A 15,091-nucleotide genomic window follows, 5' to 3' on the forward strand; every position below is an offset into this window, starting at 1 on the left:
AATATGACCAGCGAGACGATCGAAAACCAGTCAACTCTTTCCGCTCCGCGCGCCACGGCCGTGTTGGCCGAATTTGGTGATTACCTGCAGGCGCAGCGCCTGGTGGACCGGCTCTCGGATGAAAAGTTCCCGGTGGAGCACGTGCGCATTGTCGGCCTAGGCATCAGCAGTGTGGAGCAAGTCACGGGCCGAATGACCAAGGGCAAGGCGGCGCTGGCCGGAGCTGCCGGCGGCGCCTGGTTCGGCCTGCTCATCGGGCTGCTGTTCGGGCTGTTCGTCCCCGGCATCGTATGGCTGAGCGTGCTGTTGGGCAGCGTGCTCATTGCCGCCGTGTGGGGTGCCCTGTTCGGTTTCATCGGGCACTGGAGCAGCGGCGGACGCCGGGACTTCAAGTCGGTAAAGTCCCTTGAAGCCGAGCGCTACGCCGTCATGGTCGACTCAGAATACTTCGCGCAGGCGTCCGCCATCACCAACCGGTAGCCGCCCCAAAGCTGCGTCCCCTGCCATCCCGAACTGGCAACAGGCACCGTCAAGTGGTGCAACGCCGAAAAGGGTTTCGGCTTCATCGGGCCAGGATGACGAAGGACCGGACGTGTTTGCGCACTTTTAGGCAATCTCCCCCCAGCGGCTACCGCTTTCTGGAAGAGAACCAAAGGGTCCAGTTCGATGTCGCTCAGGGGCCGAACGGCCTGCAGACTGAGAACATCCGCCCGCTCTGACGGCTTTGAATACCGCCCCCGGATCCTTGTGGTTCGGGGGCGTTTCCTATGCTGGTTGCGTTTCCGCGTGCAGCGCCATGAGCGCCGCGTCATCGGCCCTCCCTGTTCGGGGGCCAGAGCCAGCGGCCATTAGACATGCTGGTCCACGATGATCGGGTTGCCATCGGGGTCCTGCAGAACAAAGCTGGCAGGACCGGTCGTTGCCTCGTCTGCTTCCGACAGGAATTGCACGCCCTCCGCTTTTAACTGCCGCTGGAGAGCGCGCACATCTGCGAATGAGTCAAGGGCCTGGGCGTCCTGATTCCAACCTGGGTTGAAGGTCAAGGCGTTCTTTTCGAACATTCCCTGGAAGAGTCCGATGACGGCCTCACCGTTCTTCAGGATCAACCAGTTCTGCGTGATATCACCGCCGTGCCGGCTAAGCAAGCTTCTCGTAGAACGCGGCAGAAACCGCAATGTCCTTAACTGCGAGGCTGAGCGAAAAAGCACCGAGTTGCATGTGTTGCTCCATTCTCCGAATGCGGACTCATCGCATCATAGCCACGGCCGGTCCGGGGTGGAGCACAAAACACGTACGACGTGGGCCCGCACGGCGGGAGCGGCCAGTTCCGTCACGGCACATCGCGAAGGCGACCCGGGCGAGGCCCATCAGAATGCCCATCACGCCATACTGCTGAGGCTCGGCGCCGCTAAGGAAGGGAAACATCAGGACTGGTCCCACCCTTCTGGGTCCCCGAACGCTCGAGCAACGGTGTTTTGACTGGCCTCGCGCTCCTCCATAGTCTCAGCCCATGATGTGGACAAGGTTCGGGATCAGGGCCAGTGCGGCGGCATATGCCTTTCGGGAGAGCCTGTTTGTTCTTCCGGCGATCATCGTCGTGTGCGGTGCCGGCTTGGCGGAAGCTGCCAGCGCAATTGACGCGGCGGGCACGGAAACTCCGCTGCTTGGCTTCACGTTCGGGATGTCGAGCAACGCTGCGGTCTGGTTATTGAGCGTTGTTTCGGGTGCGACAATCACGACCGCAGGTGTTGTTTTCTCCCTGACGGTCGTGAGCCTGCAGTTGGCCAGCAGTCAGTTCTCGCCCCGGGTGATGCGCTCTTTTGTCCGCGACCGCTTGAGCCAATGCGTGGTGGGACTGCTCGTGGCAACGTTCGTCTATTGCGTCCTGGTGATGCGGAACATCAATGCCGAATCCAGCGACCCCGCGCCCCGCTTATCCATGACCATTGCGGTGCTGCTGACGGTGGGGACGGTGCTGCTCATCATCGCGCACCTCAACCACCTCGCGCACCGGCTACAGGTGGGCGAAATTGTCCGGACCATCGCCAACGAAGGCCAAAGAATTGCGGCTACCGTCCTGCACAGCAGTGGAGCCGAAACAAGTCCCACAGGGTCACCGGTGCCGCCGGAAGCGCAACCAGGATTCATTGTCCGCGCGCATCGGGACGGCTGGGTGACCCAGGCCCTGAGCAAGAATATTCTTGCCGCCGTTCCCGCCCGCACCACCGTCCGGCTCGAGACCCGCGTCGGGGCTTACATCCACCAGGGCGAACCGCTGGCCACCGTCTGGCCTGACGGCGACGCGGCCGTCGCCCGCCGCTTGAGGGGGGTGATCAGGGTCAGCAACGCGCGCACTGCCCAACAGGACATCGACTTTTCCATTCGGCAGTTGGTCGATATCGGCCTGCGGGCGCTGAGCTCGGCGATTAACGACCCGAACACCGCCGTCGAAGTGGTGTTGCGGCTCGGAAGCCTCCTGCGCAAACTGGTGCTCTCGGAGCTGCCTCCGGAAAGGATCGCCGGACGCCAAGGCAGGCTCCTGCTGCGGCCCTGGGAGCTCAACATGGATGAATACATTGACCACGCTTTTGACCAGCTGCGGCATGCCGCAACGGAGCAGCCGCAGGTGGCTGCCGCAATCTTGAGAACACTCCGCATGCTCATCCAGTTGTCACAAGAGTCGGGTCGTCCCCAGCACGTCCCGGTGCTCCGCAAGCACCTGACGATACTGACGGAAGCGATCGACGGGAACTCCAGGCTGCACCCTGCGGACCGGCAGCACCTGCGTGATCTCTCAGCCAACGAAACAGACCCGGCTGACCATAGCAGGCAACGTCCCCCTCGTACCGACGCGTCGACGCCCGGTGGCAGAGGCTGATCGCCTGCCTCGGGCTTCGTGGGTCAACTGCGTAGCGGCCCCCGCAGCGCGCCATGGCGGCCGGACCGGCGTACCGGCAGAGCAGCTCAGCCGATGGCCACTAGACTCAGCGGGTTCGCGGCAGCCGCACCGGTCGGTGCCGCGAGGGCAGAGGCACACGTTCCGGCGGCTTCGGCAACCAGTTCGGCAGGTACACCGGAGGCCAAAGCGGCGGCTGTCTGCTCCTGGAAGACGGCCTTCGCCTGGTCCAGGGCCCATTCCGCCGCCTCGACTTGTCCCGCGCGGACGGTGACGGCCTCCAGTGCTTTCTTCTGCCCCGGGGTCAGGTCGGAAACTGTCTGCGCCCGCCCCACAGGGAGTGTGTCTGTCGACGCTGGCCGTCCGGTATAGATCGTGGAGTCCAACTCCGCGATGGACAGGGGCAGCGTGTTGGTTTCGTTCACGGGATCCATCAATGTCCCTTTCAAGGGAAAATGCAGCGCTTCTTCCTCTGGTGAGAGAGCGCTTGCTGCGTGTTGTAGACAGACAGGCCTGCCCACTGAGTCGAATCTACAGCACGGGTGCAAAAGGCCGGCTAAACCATTGACCTCTCAACGGTCAGTTTGCTTATAATCCTGCATGCCTGATCTTTCCAAGTGGCCCATGCCCCGGCTCCTGTCCACAGCCGCGAGGCTTGTCGAATACGAGTGGAACGAGCAGCTGGCTTCCCTCGGCCTGACCCATGCCGGAGCAACTGTGCTGGAAATCCTGGCCGTGGAGGGGCCGATGGCGCAGGCACAGCTGGCAAAGCGGGTGCGGGTGCAGCCACAGACCGTGGGCAAGACCCTGGCACGGCTGGAAGCAACCGGTTACATATCCCGCGCTCGCAGCAAAAACGACCGGCGCGAGCAACGGGTTAATATCTCGGAGCGAGGCGAGGAGACCTTCCAACAGGTGGTGAAACTGGGACAGGAGCTGCTGGGTGAGGACGGCGAGGTCGAGCAGCTCAAGACGCGGCTCATCGATGTCATCCGGGACCTCGGTAATGACAGGTTCGGCATCAAGAGGCCCTTGCGCCCTGCCTGACCCGGCAGAAACCACGGGGTTCTACGCCGGCTGGGCTGCGTCCGTGCCGCACTGGTCAGGCGGGTACGGCCCGGCGGCGCCAGCCGAGGGTGGCGATGCCCCAAATGGCGAGGAAGACGGCGACCAGCAGCAGGCCGGCGTGGCCGAGGTCGAGCGCGCCCAGCCAACGAGTTAACGGATCGTTCATGCCGGCTTCATGCAGTATGCCGCCGGCGGTCAGCACGGCGATGAACAGCGCGGAGCAGGAGGAGAGGCCGGTGATGACCATGTTGAATCCGATCTTCTTCTGCGGGTCCAGGATGGCGGTGCGGTACATCTTCATCATGGCCATGCCGTTGGCTGTATCGCACAGCGTCATGGCGGCCGTGAAGCCCAGGGGCAGGGCCATCAGCGCCAGGGGCGAGACACCGGCGAGGGCGGCGGAGGCGGTCAGGAGCAGGAAGGCGATGGTGGTGGCGGTGTCGAAGCCGAGGCCGAACAGGAAGCCAAGTACATAGATGTCCCGCGGGCGGTTGATCCGGGACAGCGGCTTGTCCAGCAGCCGGGCGACCAGGCCCTGCGGGCGCAGCTCCTCCGCGGTGACGTGTCCGCCGTCGCGCACGTGCCGGTAGAGCCGGGCGGTGCGGCGGAAGGCGGCGCCGTTGAAGACGCCGATAACAAGCAGGAAGGTGGCCGAGACGGCTGCGCCGATCAGGCCGAGCACCGTGTTGACGGTGGAGCCTTCCTCCAAAGCCGAGCCCATGATGGTGGCGCCGCTGACTACGAGAATGCCGGCCAGCATCACGATGGTGCTGTGCCCGAGGCTGAAGGCGAAGCCCACGCTGACCGGCGAGCGGCCCTGGGCGGAAAATTTGCGGCTGGAGTTGTCGATGGCGGCGATGTGGTCCCAGTCGTAGCTGTGCTTGACGCCGGCCAGGTAAGCGGTGAAGAACAGGCCGATGGCCAGCGGGTGCGTGTCGGTCGCGAACGAGTAGGCGAGCAGGCCGAGGCAGAGCACGTGCAGCAGGGCGACGGCGCCGAAGGTCGTGGCGATCCGGCGCGAGGCCGGCAGTTTTTCCCGCTCAAGGTAGCTGGAAGCGAGGGGGAACGGCTGTGCGTTCATGCTTTGTCTCCTTTGGGGCCTGGCCGGAGTCAGGGCGGGTGGTGTCCGGCGCCGGGTCAGTACTTGCGAAGATTCAGTGGTTGCTGGCCGAACCAGCGGTGGCGGAGCAGGTCGACGGCGGCGTGCAGCATGGCGTTCAGCGTGTCGGTGCTGCGGGACAGGGCGCGCAGGGCGAAGCCGGGGCCGTTCAGCAGCGACAGGCCGAGCTGCCCGGCGGGATCCATTGGTGCCAACAGGTCCTGCAACTCGCGGACCAGGTCACCGTCCACGCGGGGGTCGACCACGAGCATCGAGCCCAGGTGCGAGTAGTCCTCGAGGAAGAGCATGCTGGACAGCGGCGCGTCCGGATCGCCGGGGCGGATCAGCAGGTTGTCCAGGGCGAGCAGGCGGCCGTCGCGGTAGATGTCGTTGCGGATGCGCACCTCCTCGTACCGGAAGGGCCTTCCGTCCGGGGACCAGCCGGGAGTGACCACGTCGCACATCACCAGGGAGGAGTCCGCGGCGAGTTCGACGACGGTCTCCTGGCGGTAGGTAGCCTCCCGGTACGCGATGAGCTGGTCCGGCAGGTACTCCAGGCTGGCGCCGGGGCCGAGCCGGAACCGGGTGTGCTGCACGGCCGGATCGCCCGGCGTCCGGTAGATTTTGGTGGCGGACTGGGTGGTCAGCAACAGTCGGGCCTGGTCCTCGACCTGGATGTCGACCTCGTAGACGTCCCCTCCCAGGTAGCCGCCGCCCGGGTTGACGATCGTGTAGGCGACCTGCGCGGACGCGTCCAGGTAGTGCGGGCGGATGACGCGCAGCGCGCCCTGGTGGTACTGCGAGGTGGCGACGCCGCGGCCGCCGCGCTGGCCAACCGTCAGGCGCAGCTCACCGGTCGGAAGCTGCACGCCCGCCGGCTGGGCCGCGCTCATTGCGTCAGGTCCTGCATCAGCACGTCGCGGCGGAGCCATTCGATGACCTTGTCCAGGCCCTCGTCCGTCTTCAGGTTGGTGAAGCAGAACGGCTTGTCTCCGCGGAATTCCTTCGAGTCGGACTCCATCACCGACAGGTCGGCGCCCACGTGCGGCGCCAAGTCGGTCTTGTTGATGATGAAAAGGTCCGACTTGATCATGCCCTGGCCCGCCTTGCGGGGGATCTTCTCGCCCTGCGCCACGTCGATGATGTAGATGGAGAAGTCCACCAGTTCCGGGCTGAACGTCGCCGAGAGGTTGTCGCCCCCGCTTTCGATAAACACGACCTGCAGGTCCGGGTGCCGGTTCTTCAATTCCTCCACGGCGGAGGAGTTCATCGAGGTGTCCTCGCGGATGGCTGTGTGCGGGCAGCCACCGGTTTCGATGCCGATGATCCGGTCCAGCGGCAGCACGCCGTTGGCGGCCAGGATCTTTGCGTCCTCGATCGTGTAGATGTCGTTGGTGATGGCGGCCATGGAGATCTCGCCGGACAGGTGCCGGGTCAGGCGTTCGACCAGCTGGGTCTTGCCGGCGCCGACGGGGCCGCCGATACCAATCTTGATGGGTTCCATTGTTTTACTCCTTGTTCCGTGGGCCGGCCGCTGGGCGGCCGGGTCTTGCGGTATGCGACGGCGGGTCAGGACATGAACATGCGGGCCCGCTGCCGCTCGTGACGCATTTGGGCGATTTCCAGCCCAGGGGCGGTGGCGCCGAAGTCGCTGCGGTCCAGTCCGGAGATCCGGGCCGTGGCCGCGGTGATCTCCGGATGGACCTGGCGCAGCACCCGCTGCCCGGCATCCTGGCCGATCGGGATGCCGCGGATGGCGTTCTGCGTCAGCGAGGTCGCCGTCGAAAACAGGTAGGTGCCCAGCAGCTCCGGCAGCGGAACCTGCAGGCTGCGCCCGGCGACGGCGAAGGCCAGCGCCGGATGTCCGCTGCACGCGCCGCTTGCGACGTCTTCGCGGTACTGCTCGATCTCGTCGCTGTCGAGGATCACCGAGGCGATCTGGAGCATCCGCGCGCCCATTTTCACGCCGGCCTCGCGCACCTGCCGCGGCAGCGCCTGCGCTGCCAGCATCGTGTCCAGCTCCCGCAGTTCCGCCGTCGAGCAGGCTTCCAGGGCCAGCCGGATGGCGAGGCCGTCGCTGTAGGTCAGCTGGCTGTGGATGAACTGGCCGAGCCAGACCGCGAAGGTCTTTTCGTCGCGGACCAGTCCGCGTTCCAGGAACGTCTCGAGCCCGAACGAGTGGCTGAAGGCGCCGGTGGGCAGGGCGGAGTCGGCCAACTGCAGCAGGGGCAGCAGATACGACGACGGGCGGCGGCCGGGTGCCTCAGTGCGTGTGTTCGGCATGTCGAAACGGCACGGGCATGACCCGTTCCTGCCGGGAGTAGGGCACCTGCATGTGCTGCAGATAGTCTTGGACAGTGTGGTCGTACTGCACCACCATGACCTCCGCGCGGTAGTCGCTTCCGGCGTCGAAAAATTGCGCCTGCAGGTGCCGGTTGCCCAGGCTGTGGGCCACCACGCCCATCTCCCGGATGGTGCGCGGGGCGATGACCAGGACGTCCGTGGGCAGGACGCTGACGACGATGACGTTCGACTCGTCGCGGAACAGGATGTCGCCGTCGCGCAGGTCGCCCGGCGTGGCCAGGCGGATGCCGATTTCGCGGCCGTGATCGGTGGTGACGCGCTGGACGCGCTTGACCAGTTCGCTGCTGGGAAGCGCTACCTTCTCCTCGTGCAGGCCGGCAAGCTCCGTGTTCGGAAGATCGTGCCGGTTGGCGATGACGCGCTCAATAATCATTGACTACGTCCTTTCGTGTATGGCTCGGTCTAGAACAGGAAGTAACGCTGGGCCATCGGCAACACACTCGAGGGCTCGCAGGTCGCTACTTCACCGTTCACCGTGACGGTGTAGGTTTGCGGGTCTACCTGGATGTCCGGGGTCTCCCCGTTGTACTTCAGGTCGGCCTTGGTCAGGGTGCGGATGCCGTGTGCTGCGCGGATGGTCCGGCGCAGGTTCAGCCGGTCCGGGATGCCTTCGTCGATGGCGATCTTCGGCATGAACGTGATCGAGGATGAGTGCACTGCGTTGCCCAACGCCCCGAAATTCCGCCGCAGGGCGCGTGGTTGCGGGGTGGGAATGGAACCGTTGGCGTCGCCCATGATCGACTGGACGATCTGTCCGCCCTTGATCACCATCTCCGGTTTGACGCCGAAGAAGGCCGGATCCCAAAGCACCAGGTCGGCGAACTTGCCCACCTCGACGCTGCCGACCGAGTCGGCGATGCCGTGTGCCAGCGCGGGGTTGATGGTGTACTTGGCGATGTAGCGCTTGAGCCGGAAGTTGTCGCCGATTTCCGGGTCTTGCTCAAACTTGCCGCGCTGGCGCTTCATCGCATCCGCCACCTGCCAGGTCCGCAGCACCATCTCGCCGACGCGGCCCATGGCCTGGGCGTCCGAGCTGGTGATCGAGAAGACGCCGAGATCGTGCAGCACGTCTTCGGCGGCGATGGTCTCCTTGCGGATCCTGGAGTCGGCGAAGGCTACGTCCTCGGGGATGTCCGGGTTCAGGTGGTGCGCGACCATGAGCATGTCCAGATGCTCGTCGAGTGTGTTGGTGGTGTAGGGCAGGGTCGGGTTGGTCGAAGCCGGCAGGACGTTCGGCAGCCCGGCGACGCGGATAATGTCCGGGGCGTGCCCGCCGCCGGCGCCTTCGGTGTGGAAGGTGTGGATCACCCGACCGTTGATGGCGCGGATGGTGTCCTCCACGAAACCGCACTCGTTGAGCGTGTCTGCGTGGATGGCGACCTGCACGTCGAACTCGTCGGCGATCCGCAGCGACATGTCAATGGAGGAGGTTGTGGCGCCCCAGTCCTCGTGCACCTTGAAGCCGATGGCACCGGCCCGGATCTGTTCGGCCAGCGGACCGCGCGCGCTGGCGTGGCCCTTGGCAAGCAGCCCGATGTTGACGGGCAGGTCGTCAACGGCCTGCAACATCCGGCCGATGTGCCACGGTCCCGGCGTCACGGTCGTCGCCTTGGAGGCATCCGACGGGCCGGCGCCGCCGCCGATCAGCGTGGTGACGCCGTTCGCCAGGGCAACCGGCACCTGGTCGGGGCTGATGAAGTGCACGTGGGTGTCGATGCCGCCCGCGGTGAGGATCTTGTGCTCCCCGGCGATCACGTCCGTCGCGGCACCGATGGTGATGTCGACGCCGGCGGAGATGTCCGGGTTGCCGGCCTTGCCGATCTTGAAGATGTGTCCGTCGCGCAGCGCGACGTCGGCCTTGTAGATCCCGCTGTAGTCCAGCACCACGACGTTCGTGATGACCGTGTCCGGAATGTCCTGGTCGCGCGTCCGCTGTCCGTTCTGGCCCATGCCGTCCCGGATCACCTTCCCGCCGCCGAAGACCACTTCCTCGCCGTAGCGGGTGTAGTCGTGCTCGATCTCCAGCAGCAGGTCGGTGTCTGCGAGCCGGATCGCATCGCCGGTGGTCGGCCCGTACATCTCGGCATAGTGCCTGCGTTTCATCTCGAAACTCATCGCTGCTCCTCCCCGCCGCCGTTGGTCTTCCCGGGGGCAGCACCGTCGTCGGTCTTCTCGGCGGCCTCGCCGCGGCCCGGCTTCTTGCCGGCGCCGCGGGCCTTCGGTCCGCGCGATTCGTCGACCGGGTCCAGGCCGTACGTGGTGTGGAAGCCGGCCCCCTCGAAGCCAACGTTGGGCAGATCAATGGCGTATTCGGCCGCCAGTTCGGGCTCGGCCTCCGCATTGATGCCGGCGGTGCCTCCGATGGCCTCGGTGTAGCCCGGGGGGACACTGGCGCCCAGCGACCCGTTCACGTGGTTTCGGAAGCCATGGACCTCGCGGTTCCCTGCGATTTCCACCAGGTGCACGCTGCGCGCATCGCCCGGTTCGAAACGCACGGCCGTGCCTGCCGGAATGTCCAGCCGGAAGCCGCGCGCCGCGACCCGGTCCATGTCCAGCGCCGGATTAACCTCGGCGAAGTGGTAGTGCGACCCGACCTGGACCGGCCGGTCGCCCCGGTTGGTCACGTTCATGATGCGGGTCGCGGCGCCCTCATTGCAGGTGATGGGCTCGCCGCGCAGGATGTATTCTCCCGGTTTCATGGGTGCTCCTCCTCAGGCTCAGCGGATCGGGTTATGGACGGTGACCAGCTTGGTGCCGTCGGGGAAAGTGGCCTCGACCTGCACGTCGGCGATCATCTCTGCCACGCCGTCCATAACGTCGCTGCGGGAGAGGATCGTGGACCCGTAGCTCATCAGGTCCGCGACCGTCCGGCCGTCGCGGGCCCCTTCGATCAGCTCGTACGTGATCAGGGCGACCGCTTCGGGATGGTTGAGTTTAAGGCCGCGCTGCTGGCGCCTTCGGGCCAGGTCGGCGGCGACCACAATCATGAGTTTTTCGTGCTCACGGGGCGTTAAATGCATGTAGAACTCCCTAGTCCTTAACGAAAAGAAGTGTCCACCCGTTATCTACAACCGGTCAGAGACTAGACCGGGAGGCCCGTGGATAAGGCAAGGATAGCCACGGAGATTGCACCCGGCAACTTGATGGGAATCCGGTGGCACCACCGCCTCGCAATTGCTTGAAATGGAGCTCCCAGGTGTCACCCGCTTCGCTCCGTCTGTCTCAAGGGGCCGCGACCGACCTCACACGGTCTCGGACCTGTAGCCCGGCGCAGGCGGGAAGGCGCCGGCCTCGTCCCACCACGCCAGGACGCGCAGGCCGTGGAACGTGAGCCACTTGGACGGCTCGCCAGGGGCTACGTCGACGTCGAACCAGTCGCGGCCGGGGTGGCGGCGTTCCTGCAGCCAGGTTCCGTCGGGCTGGCGCGCGGAGTCGATGAGCTCCATGGCGTCGCCCAGCCGGGAATCGGGTGCCGCGCCGTCATGGAGGCTCGCCGACCTGAAGTAGTCCACGGCGTTCAGTGCGCTGTACAGCCAGCGGAACGGGTAGGCGAAGTGCGTGGCCCACGGGGCGACGAGTTCACCGGTCGAGTGGGTGTACAGCAGCCGGCGTTCGAGCAGGTACTCCTCGCCGGCGCGGCGGGCGGCGCGGGTTTCGTCGGAGCCGCCGGTGGCGGACTCGTAGTACAGCAGCCCCTTCAGGGTGTTGAGCGTGGAGTGGAACGATGAACGGGTGGAACCTTCGATCCACTCGCAGTTCCAGCCGCCGTCGGACAATTGGTGCTCGATGAACCAGTTGGCGATGCCGTCCACATCCGCACCCAGCCACGCGCCGTTCGCGATGGTGAAGGCGTTGATGCAGCAGTCCACTTCGCCGTCCCAGTACGGCAGGTTCTCGTATTCCCAGCGGCTGTTGGCGGCGAGCTGTTCGGCGGTGCCGGCGAGCACGGCGGCGTCGAGGCCCCAGTCCCGAAGGGAATTGAGCGACCACGTGGTGGCCGTCCACGGCTGTCCGGCACCCTCGGCTGCTTCCGGCCCCTGGAAGTCGAAGTCGCTGGGGAAGTACGCTCCGCCGGCCCACTGGCCGTCCAGGTCCTGGTGCGCGAGCAGCCGCGCGCCGAAACCCTCCGTAGCCACGCGCGCCTTCGTCGCGGCCCACTGTTCAGGGGGTGCATGTGCGAGGTCCCGTTCGACCTGCCAGCGCAGTGCCGGATCGGAGTCGAGCAACCAGTCGACCAACGCCGCCTCGGGCTTCATGGTCAACAGAGTAGCGGCCCCTGTGAAAGAACAACATGGCTGAACCGCCACGCCGCCGGGGGAGGGGCTACTTCCGCGTGCGGGGACTGCGGCCGGGCCGGCGGAAGCCGCTCCGACACTCGGTCACAAACACAAGGGACGACGTCGGTGCCAAGGTGGGCACCGACGTCGTCCTATGACTCGTGGAGGCTACTTGACCTTGTCCTTGAGGAACTGCACCGAGCGGCTCCAGGCCAGTTTGGCCTCCTCGGGACGGTAGTTGCCCTGCGGGTTCTCGTCGTTGTGAAAGGCGTGCGGGGCGTCGTAGAAGTAGTAGGTCACTTCCGCGCCCGACTCGCGGCGGATCTGCTCCTCCTGCGCCTTGGCCTTCTCCACCGGGTAGGACGAGTCCTGTTCGCCGTAGTGGCCCTGGATGGCGGCGCGGACCCCTTCGTACGATTTGGGCACGCCCTGGCCGACGCCGTAGAACGGCACGGCTGCGCTGATGCGCTCGCCCTGCTGTGCGGCCAGCGCCAGCACAAAGCCGCCGCCCATGCAGAAACCGATGGCGCCCACGGTGGAACTGGTGACCGCCTCGTGGGCCAGCAGGTAGTCCACGGCGCCGGCCAGCAACCGGGCACCTTCCTGTTCCGGCAGCTTGGACATCATCGCGGCGGCTTCCTTGCCGTCGTGGGCAATGCGTCCGCCGTAGAGGTCGGGTGCCAACGCCACGAAACCTTCGGCGGCCAGGCGGTCGGCAACGTCCCGGATGTGGTCCACCAGGCCCCACCACTCCTGAATGACGATGACGCCGGGGCCGGACCCGGACTCAGGTACGGCCAGATAGCCGTGGGCCTCGGTGCCTGCGGATTCGAACGTGACGTTCTGGTACGTCGGGTTGTTGGCCAAAGTCCTACTCCTGATCACTCGGGGGCATTCCATGTCAGTCTAGGACAGCAGCGGGTGTTGTCGTGCTTACCGTGTGGGGCGACGGCGGAGGCTCCGGGGCATGGCCAAGCCGGTTGTCGGGGCGGAGAATCGGTCTATGGAACAGCTGAGGAAGACCTTCACCGCCCTTTCGATTGCTGCCGGCCTGGCCGTTACAGTGTCGGCCTGTGACGCCACCGGAGACGACATATCCCAGCCCGAACCGGGCCAGGCCCAGCCGGCCGAAACCCCAGCCGGGGCCGGCAACCCCAGCCCTGCCGGCACCGGATCTGCCTTGCCCAGTGAACGCAATGCGATAGCCGCTGTCGAAACCGCGGTAACTGCCGTCCACGGCAGTTCCGCGATCGAACTGGACTACAGCGACCGGCTTCAGGCCTGGGAAGTGGACGTCTTCGACGTCGATGCTGAGATAGAGGTGCAGGTCTCGCCGGACGGCAGCGAGGTGCTTGAGCAGCGGGAATCCGGGGGTGCCGAACCGGAGCATGCCCGTGAGTTGGAGCAAACCAGGGTTTCCATGCCCGAGGCCCTTGCCACCGCCGCGGAGGCAGAACCAGGCAACGTGGACGAAGTGACGCTGGGGAATGAGGGCGGCCTGCCGGTGTGGGAGATCGAGATCGACCGCGAAGACGGCTCCAGCATTGATGTGCTGATTGACGGCATAACCGGTGAGCAAATGCGCTAAGAGGGAGAACCTTGCGAAGCCCGCGTCGAAACGCTTCGAGGCTGACGGGATCGGTCATTCGCGGTAGATCTTTGGCGGCGCCGCACGGATTATCAGGCTGCCCCGATCGACCCTGCCCGCATGCTCGTTCATGATCCTGCGGGAGCGGCGAAACCCAGCTTTTTGTCGATCATGTTCTCCAGCGGCTGCTGCCGGATGTAGCGCGCGAAATTGTCCGCGAACTGCCAGGCCAGCTGGGGCAGCCAGCCACGCGCGTCACCGCTGAGGTGCGGCGAGACGATCACGTTGTCCATCGTCCAGAGCGCGTGGTCGGCCGGCAGCGGCTCGGTTTCGAACACGTCCAGGGCGGCTCCGGCGATGGCGCCGGATTGCAGCGCTGCCACCAGCGCGTCGGTGTCCACGCACGCCCCGCGGCCCACGTTGACCAGCCGGGCGGTCGGCTTCATGGCCTCCAGCACGGTTGCGTCGACGAGGTGCCGGGTCTCTTCGGTCAGCGGTGCCACCATCACCACCCAGTCGAAGTCTCCGACGACGGCGGCAAGCTCGTTCGATGCGTAAACCTCGCCGAAATCGGCGTCACCGCTGCGGGCAGTGCGCCCAGCCCCGGCAACCCGCAGGCCGAGGGCCTTGAGCACGCGGGCGATTTGGCGTCCGATGGCCCCGGTGCCGACGATGAGCGCGTGGCCGGACTCAAGGCGTTCGGTCTCGCGGTGCTGCCAGGTCCGCCCCCGCTGCAGGGACAGCAGGCCGGGCAGGTCCTTGGCGAAGGCCAGCATCCCGGCGAGGACGAATTCGGCGATTGGCCGGTCGAAGATGCCGCGGGCGTTGGTGACCACCACGCCCGAATCCCGCAGGTCCTGGAACAGCAGCTTGTCCACGCCGGCGGCGGCCACGTGAATCCACTCCAGCGAGCCGGCGGCATGCCAGGCATCCTCCAGCGCGGCGGAGAAAAAGTCCCAGAGAAACAGCACCTGGGCGCCATCCAGGGCCTCGGCGAGTTGGTCCGCGGGGGCATAACGCACCTCCGCGGCGGCCTCGACGTCCTCCATGCCCGGCGGCAGATGGTCTTTGTACAGGACGGTGACGACAGGTCTGGCGGCTGCGGCCATCAGGCTTCCGGCGCCTTGTTGCGCCGCGACTTCAGCGCGCCCAGTTGGTCGTCAACTTCCGTGCTGGCCTCCAGCCATTCGAAGGCCTCCTGCACTTGCGGCGAGTCCGGGTCCGACCACGCGATTTCGTTGCGGGCGGATGCCTCGGCCTCGATGCGCCGGGTCTCCCGCTCGGCATCCCGGGCAGCGGACTGCATTCCGGTTGCGCTGCCGGCTGCCGCCGAGGCGGCCTGCTGCATGCCGAGCGTGGCCTGGGCGACGTTGTGGCGGGCCTGGAGGGTCTGGTACCGCAGGCGGCTCTCGTCTATGCGCGAGGACAGGCGGGCGAGCTCCCCGTCCAGCCGGCGCCACTGATCGGCCATGCGTTCATATTGCCGGGCGAGGGTTTCCACCCGCTTCGACGCCGTGATGCTCCGGTGCAGGAACTCGCGGGCCCCGTCGTCGTCGCCGCGGGCCACGCACTCTTCGGCCTGGCGGTCGCAGTACGCCTGCTCTGCTTTGGCCTCATCCAGCAGCAGCCCGATGCGGCGGCAATCGGCCGCGATGTCCGCGACGCTGCGGCGGGCTTGGTCCACCGCTTCGGACTGTTGCTGCTGGCTGGCCTCAATGGCCGCCAGGGGATCGACCGGAGTCTCTTTGGCCGCGCGGTTGGCGCGGATGATGCGTCCAAGGCGGTGCTTGATGGACACG

General features: G+C 66.1%; 17 protein-coding genes and 2 pseudogenes. 5 read left to right on the top strand and 14 right to left on the bottom strand.

The features are described 5' to 3' along the window. Window positions 1–3 precede the first annotated feature (3 nt). Window positions 4–480 (top strand): general stress protein, encoded by a 477-nt coding sequence (locus AC5RUK_RS14365; RefSeq protein WP_493989836.1) that lies wholly within the window; start codon window positions 4–6, stop codon window positions 478–480. A gap of 33 nt (window positions 481–513) precedes the next feature. Then, window positions 514–719 (top strand): annotated as a pseudogene (locus tag AC5RUK_RS14370) (cold-shock protein). A 129-nt stretch (window positions 720–848) separates the two neighbouring features. Here the strand turns inward: AC5RUK_RS14370 and AC5RUK_RS14375 are convergent. Then, window positions 849–1,106, bottom strand: coding sequence for a VOC family protein (locus tag AC5RUK_RS14375; RefSeq protein ID WP_494152588.1), 258 nt, complete (start codon window positions 1,104–1,106; stop codon window positions 849–851). 407 nt (window positions 1,107–1,513) lie between these two features. Here AC5RUK_RS14375 and AC5RUK_RS14380 point away from each other — a divergent pair, with 407 nt between their 5' ends. Further along, window positions 1,514–2,878, top strand: coding sequence for a DUF2254 domain-containing protein (locus AC5RUK_RS14380; protein WP_494152663.1), 1,365 nt, complete (start codon window positions 1,514–1,516; stop codon window positions 2,876–2,878). A gap of 86 nt (window positions 2,879–2,964) precedes the next feature. Here AC5RUK_RS14380 and AC5RUK_RS14385 read toward each other — a convergent pair whose 3' ends face one another. Next, complete coding sequence (locus AC5RUK_RS14385) at window positions 2,965–3,330, bottom strand: hypothetical protein (protein ID WP_494152589.1); 366 nt, start codon at window positions 3,328–3,330, stop codon at window positions 2,965–2,967. A gap of 166 nt (window positions 3,331–3,496) precedes the next feature. On the opposite strand from AC5RUK_RS14385, the gene AC5RUK_RS14390 reads away from it, so the two are divergent. Continuing rightward, window positions 3,497–3,943 (top strand): MarR family winged helix-turn-helix transcriptional regulator, encoded by a 447-nt coding sequence (locus AC5RUK_RS14390; RefSeq protein ID WP_493989831.1) that lies wholly within the window; start codon window positions 3,497–3,499, stop codon window positions 3,941–3,943. Between the two features lie 55 nt (window positions 3,944–3,998). Here the strand turns inward: AC5RUK_RS14390 and AC5RUK_RS14395 are convergent, their stop codons facing one another. The 10 genes and pseudogenes from AC5RUK_RS14395 to AC5RUK_RS14440 form a co-directional block, all read right to left on the bottom strand. Beyond that, the gene (locus tag AC5RUK_RS14395) at window positions 3,999–5,045 is read right to left on the bottom strand and encodes a HoxN/HupN/NixA family nickel/cobalt transporter (protein WP_494152590.1); all 1,047 of its coding nucleotides are present in this window, start codon (window positions 5,043–5,045) and stop codon (window positions 3,999–4,001) included. A 56-nt stretch (window positions 5,046–5,101) separates the two neighbouring features. Then, window positions 5,102–5,956: an urease accessory protein UreD gene (locus AC5RUK_RS14400; protein WP_494152591.1), complete on the bottom strand. Its 855-nt coding sequence runs from the start codon at window positions 5,954–5,956 to the stop codon at window positions 5,102–5,104. After that, window positions 5,953–6,567: an urease accessory protein UreG gene (gene ureG, locus AC5RUK_RS14405; protein ID WP_494152592.1), complete on the bottom strand. Its 615-nt coding sequence runs from the start codon at window positions 6,565–6,567 to the stop codon at window positions 5,953–5,955. The genes AC5RUK_RS14400 and ureG overlap by 4 nt, the downstream gene beginning before the upstream one ends. A gap of 65 nt (window positions 6,568–6,632) precedes the next feature. Then, a complete protein-coding gene (locus AC5RUK_RS14410) occupies window positions 6,633–7,346 on the bottom strand; it encodes an urease accessory protein UreF (RefSeq protein ID WP_494152593.1) in 714 nt (237 codons plus the stop codon). Beyond that, complete coding sequence (gene ureE / locus AC5RUK_RS14415; RefSeq protein ID WP_494152594.1) at window positions 7,327–7,800, bottom strand: urease accessory protein UreE; 474 nt, start codon at window positions 7,798–7,800, stop codon at window positions 7,327–7,329. Before ureE ends, AC5RUK_RS14410 begins: the two co-directional genes overlap by 20 nt. A 29-nt stretch (window positions 7,801–7,829) precedes the next feature. After that, window positions 7,830–9,542, bottom strand: coding sequence for an urease subunit alpha (ureC, locus tag AC5RUK_RS14420; protein ID WP_494152595.1), 1,713 nt, complete (start codon window positions 9,540–9,542; stop codon window positions 7,830–7,832). Window positions 9,543–9,691: 149 nt separating this feature from the next. Further along, window positions 9,692–10,126, bottom strand: a pseudogene (locus AC5RUK_RS14425) (urease subunit beta); the annotation flags it as partial. An 18-nt stretch (window positions 10,127–10,144) separates the two neighbouring features. After that, window positions 10,145–10,447 (bottom strand): urease subunit gamma, encoded by a 303-nt coding sequence (locus AC5RUK_RS14430; RefSeq protein WP_493989825.1) that lies wholly within the window; start codon window positions 10,445–10,447, stop codon window positions 10,145–10,147. A 222-nt stretch (window positions 10,448–10,669) separates the two neighbouring features. Beyond that, window positions 10,670–11,683, bottom strand: coding sequence for a squalene cyclase (locus AC5RUK_RS14435; protein ID WP_494152596.1), 1,014 nt, complete (start codon window positions 11,681–11,683; stop codon window positions 10,670–10,672). Between the two features lie 189 nt (window positions 11,684–11,872). Beyond that, window positions 11,873–12,571, bottom strand: a complete 699-nt coding sequence (locus AC5RUK_RS14440; protein ID WP_494107328.1) for a dienelactone hydrolase family protein — start codon at window positions 12,569–12,571, stop codon at window positions 11,873–11,875. A 136-nt stretch (window positions 12,572–12,707) separates the two neighbouring features. On the opposite strand from AC5RUK_RS14440, the gene AC5RUK_RS14445 reads away from it, so the two are divergent. After that, window positions 12,708–13,292 carry a PepSY domain-containing protein gene (locus tag AC5RUK_RS14445; RefSeq protein WP_494152597.1) on the top strand — a complete coding sequence of 195 codons (585 nt, stop codon included), beginning with the start codon at window positions 12,708–12,710 and terminating at the stop codon, window positions 13,290–13,292. A gap of 128 nt (window positions 13,293–13,420) precedes the next feature. Here AC5RUK_RS14445 and AC5RUK_RS14450 read toward each other — a convergent pair whose 3' ends face one another. Further along, the gene (locus tag AC5RUK_RS14450) at window positions 13,421–14,401 is read right to left on the bottom strand and encodes a D-2-hydroxyacid dehydrogenase (RefSeq protein WP_494152598.1); all 981 of its coding nucleotides are present in this window, start codon (window positions 14,399–14,401) and stop codon (window positions 13,421–13,423) included. Beyond that, window positions 14,401–15,090: a PspA/IM30 family protein gene (locus AC5RUK_RS14455; protein WP_493989820.1), complete on the bottom strand. Its 690-nt coding sequence runs from the start codon at window positions 15,088–15,090 to the stop codon at window positions 14,401–14,403. Before AC5RUK_RS14455 ends, AC5RUK_RS14450 begins: the two co-directional genes overlap by 1 nt. Window position 15,091 lies beyond the last annotated feature (1 nt).

The organism is Arthrobacter sp. Y3223065 (genome assembly GCF_059090885.1).

What these genes read in the sequence shown, in the direction of transcription:
- AC5RUK_RS14365 (WP_493989836.1), top strand. Translation starts at nt 4, where the DNA reads ATGACCAGCGAGACGATCGAAAACCAGTCAACTCTTTCCGCTCCGCGC.
- AC5RUK_RS14380 (WP_494152663.1), top strand. Translation starts at nt 1,514, where the DNA reads ATGTGGACAAGGTTCGGGATCAGGGCCAGTGCGGCGGCATATGCCTTT.
- AC5RUK_RS14385 (WP_494152589.1), bottom strand. Translation starts at nt 3,330, where the DNA reads ATGGATCCCGTGAACGAAACCAACACGCTGCCCCTGTCCATCGCGGAG.
- AC5RUK_RS14390 (WP_493989831.1), top strand. Translation starts at nt 3,497, where the DNA reads ATGCCTGATCTTTCCAAGTGGCCCATGCCCCGGCTCCTGTCCACAGCC.
- AC5RUK_RS14395 (WP_494152590.1), bottom strand. Translation starts at nt 5,045, where the DNA reads ATGAACGCACAGCCGTTCCCCCTCGCTTCCAGCTACCTTGAGCGGGAA.
- AC5RUK_RS14400 (WP_494152591.1), bottom strand. Translation starts at nt 5,956, where the DNA reads ATGAGCGCGGCCCAGCCGGCGGGCGTGCAGCTTCCGACCGGTGAGCTG.
- ureG (WP_494152592.1), bottom strand. Translation starts at nt 6,567, where the DNA reads ATGGAACCCATCAAGATTGGTATCGGCGGCCCCGTCGGCGCCGGCAAG.
- AC5RUK_RS14410 (WP_494152593.1), bottom strand. Translation starts at nt 7,346, where the DNA reads ATGCCGAACACACGCACTGAGGCACCCGGCCGCCGCCCGTCGTCGTAT.
- ureE (WP_494152594.1), bottom strand. Translation starts at nt 7,800, where the DNA reads ATGATTATTGAGCGCGTCATCGCCAACCGGCACGATCTTCCGAACACG.
- ureC (WP_494152595.1), bottom strand. Translation starts at nt 9,542, where the DNA reads ATGAGTTTCGAGATGAAACGCAGGCACTATGCCGAGATGTACGGGCCG.
- AC5RUK_RS14430 (WP_493989825.1), bottom strand. Translation starts at nt 10,447, where the DNA reads ATGCATTTAACGCCCCGTGAGCACGAAAAACTCATGATTGTGGTCGCC.
- AC5RUK_RS14435 (WP_494152596.1), bottom strand. Translation starts at nt 11,683, where the DNA reads ATGAAGCCCGAGGCGGCGTTGGTCGACTGGTTGCTCGACTCCGATCCG.
- AC5RUK_RS14445 (WP_494152597.1), top strand. Translation starts at nt 12,708, where the DNA reads ATGGAACAGCTGAGGAAGACCTTCACCGCCCTTTCGATTGCTGCCGGC.
- AC5RUK_RS14450 (WP_494152598.1), bottom strand. Translation starts at nt 14,401, where the DNA reads ATGGCCGCAGCCGCCAGACCTGTCGTCACCGTCCTGTACAAAGACCAT.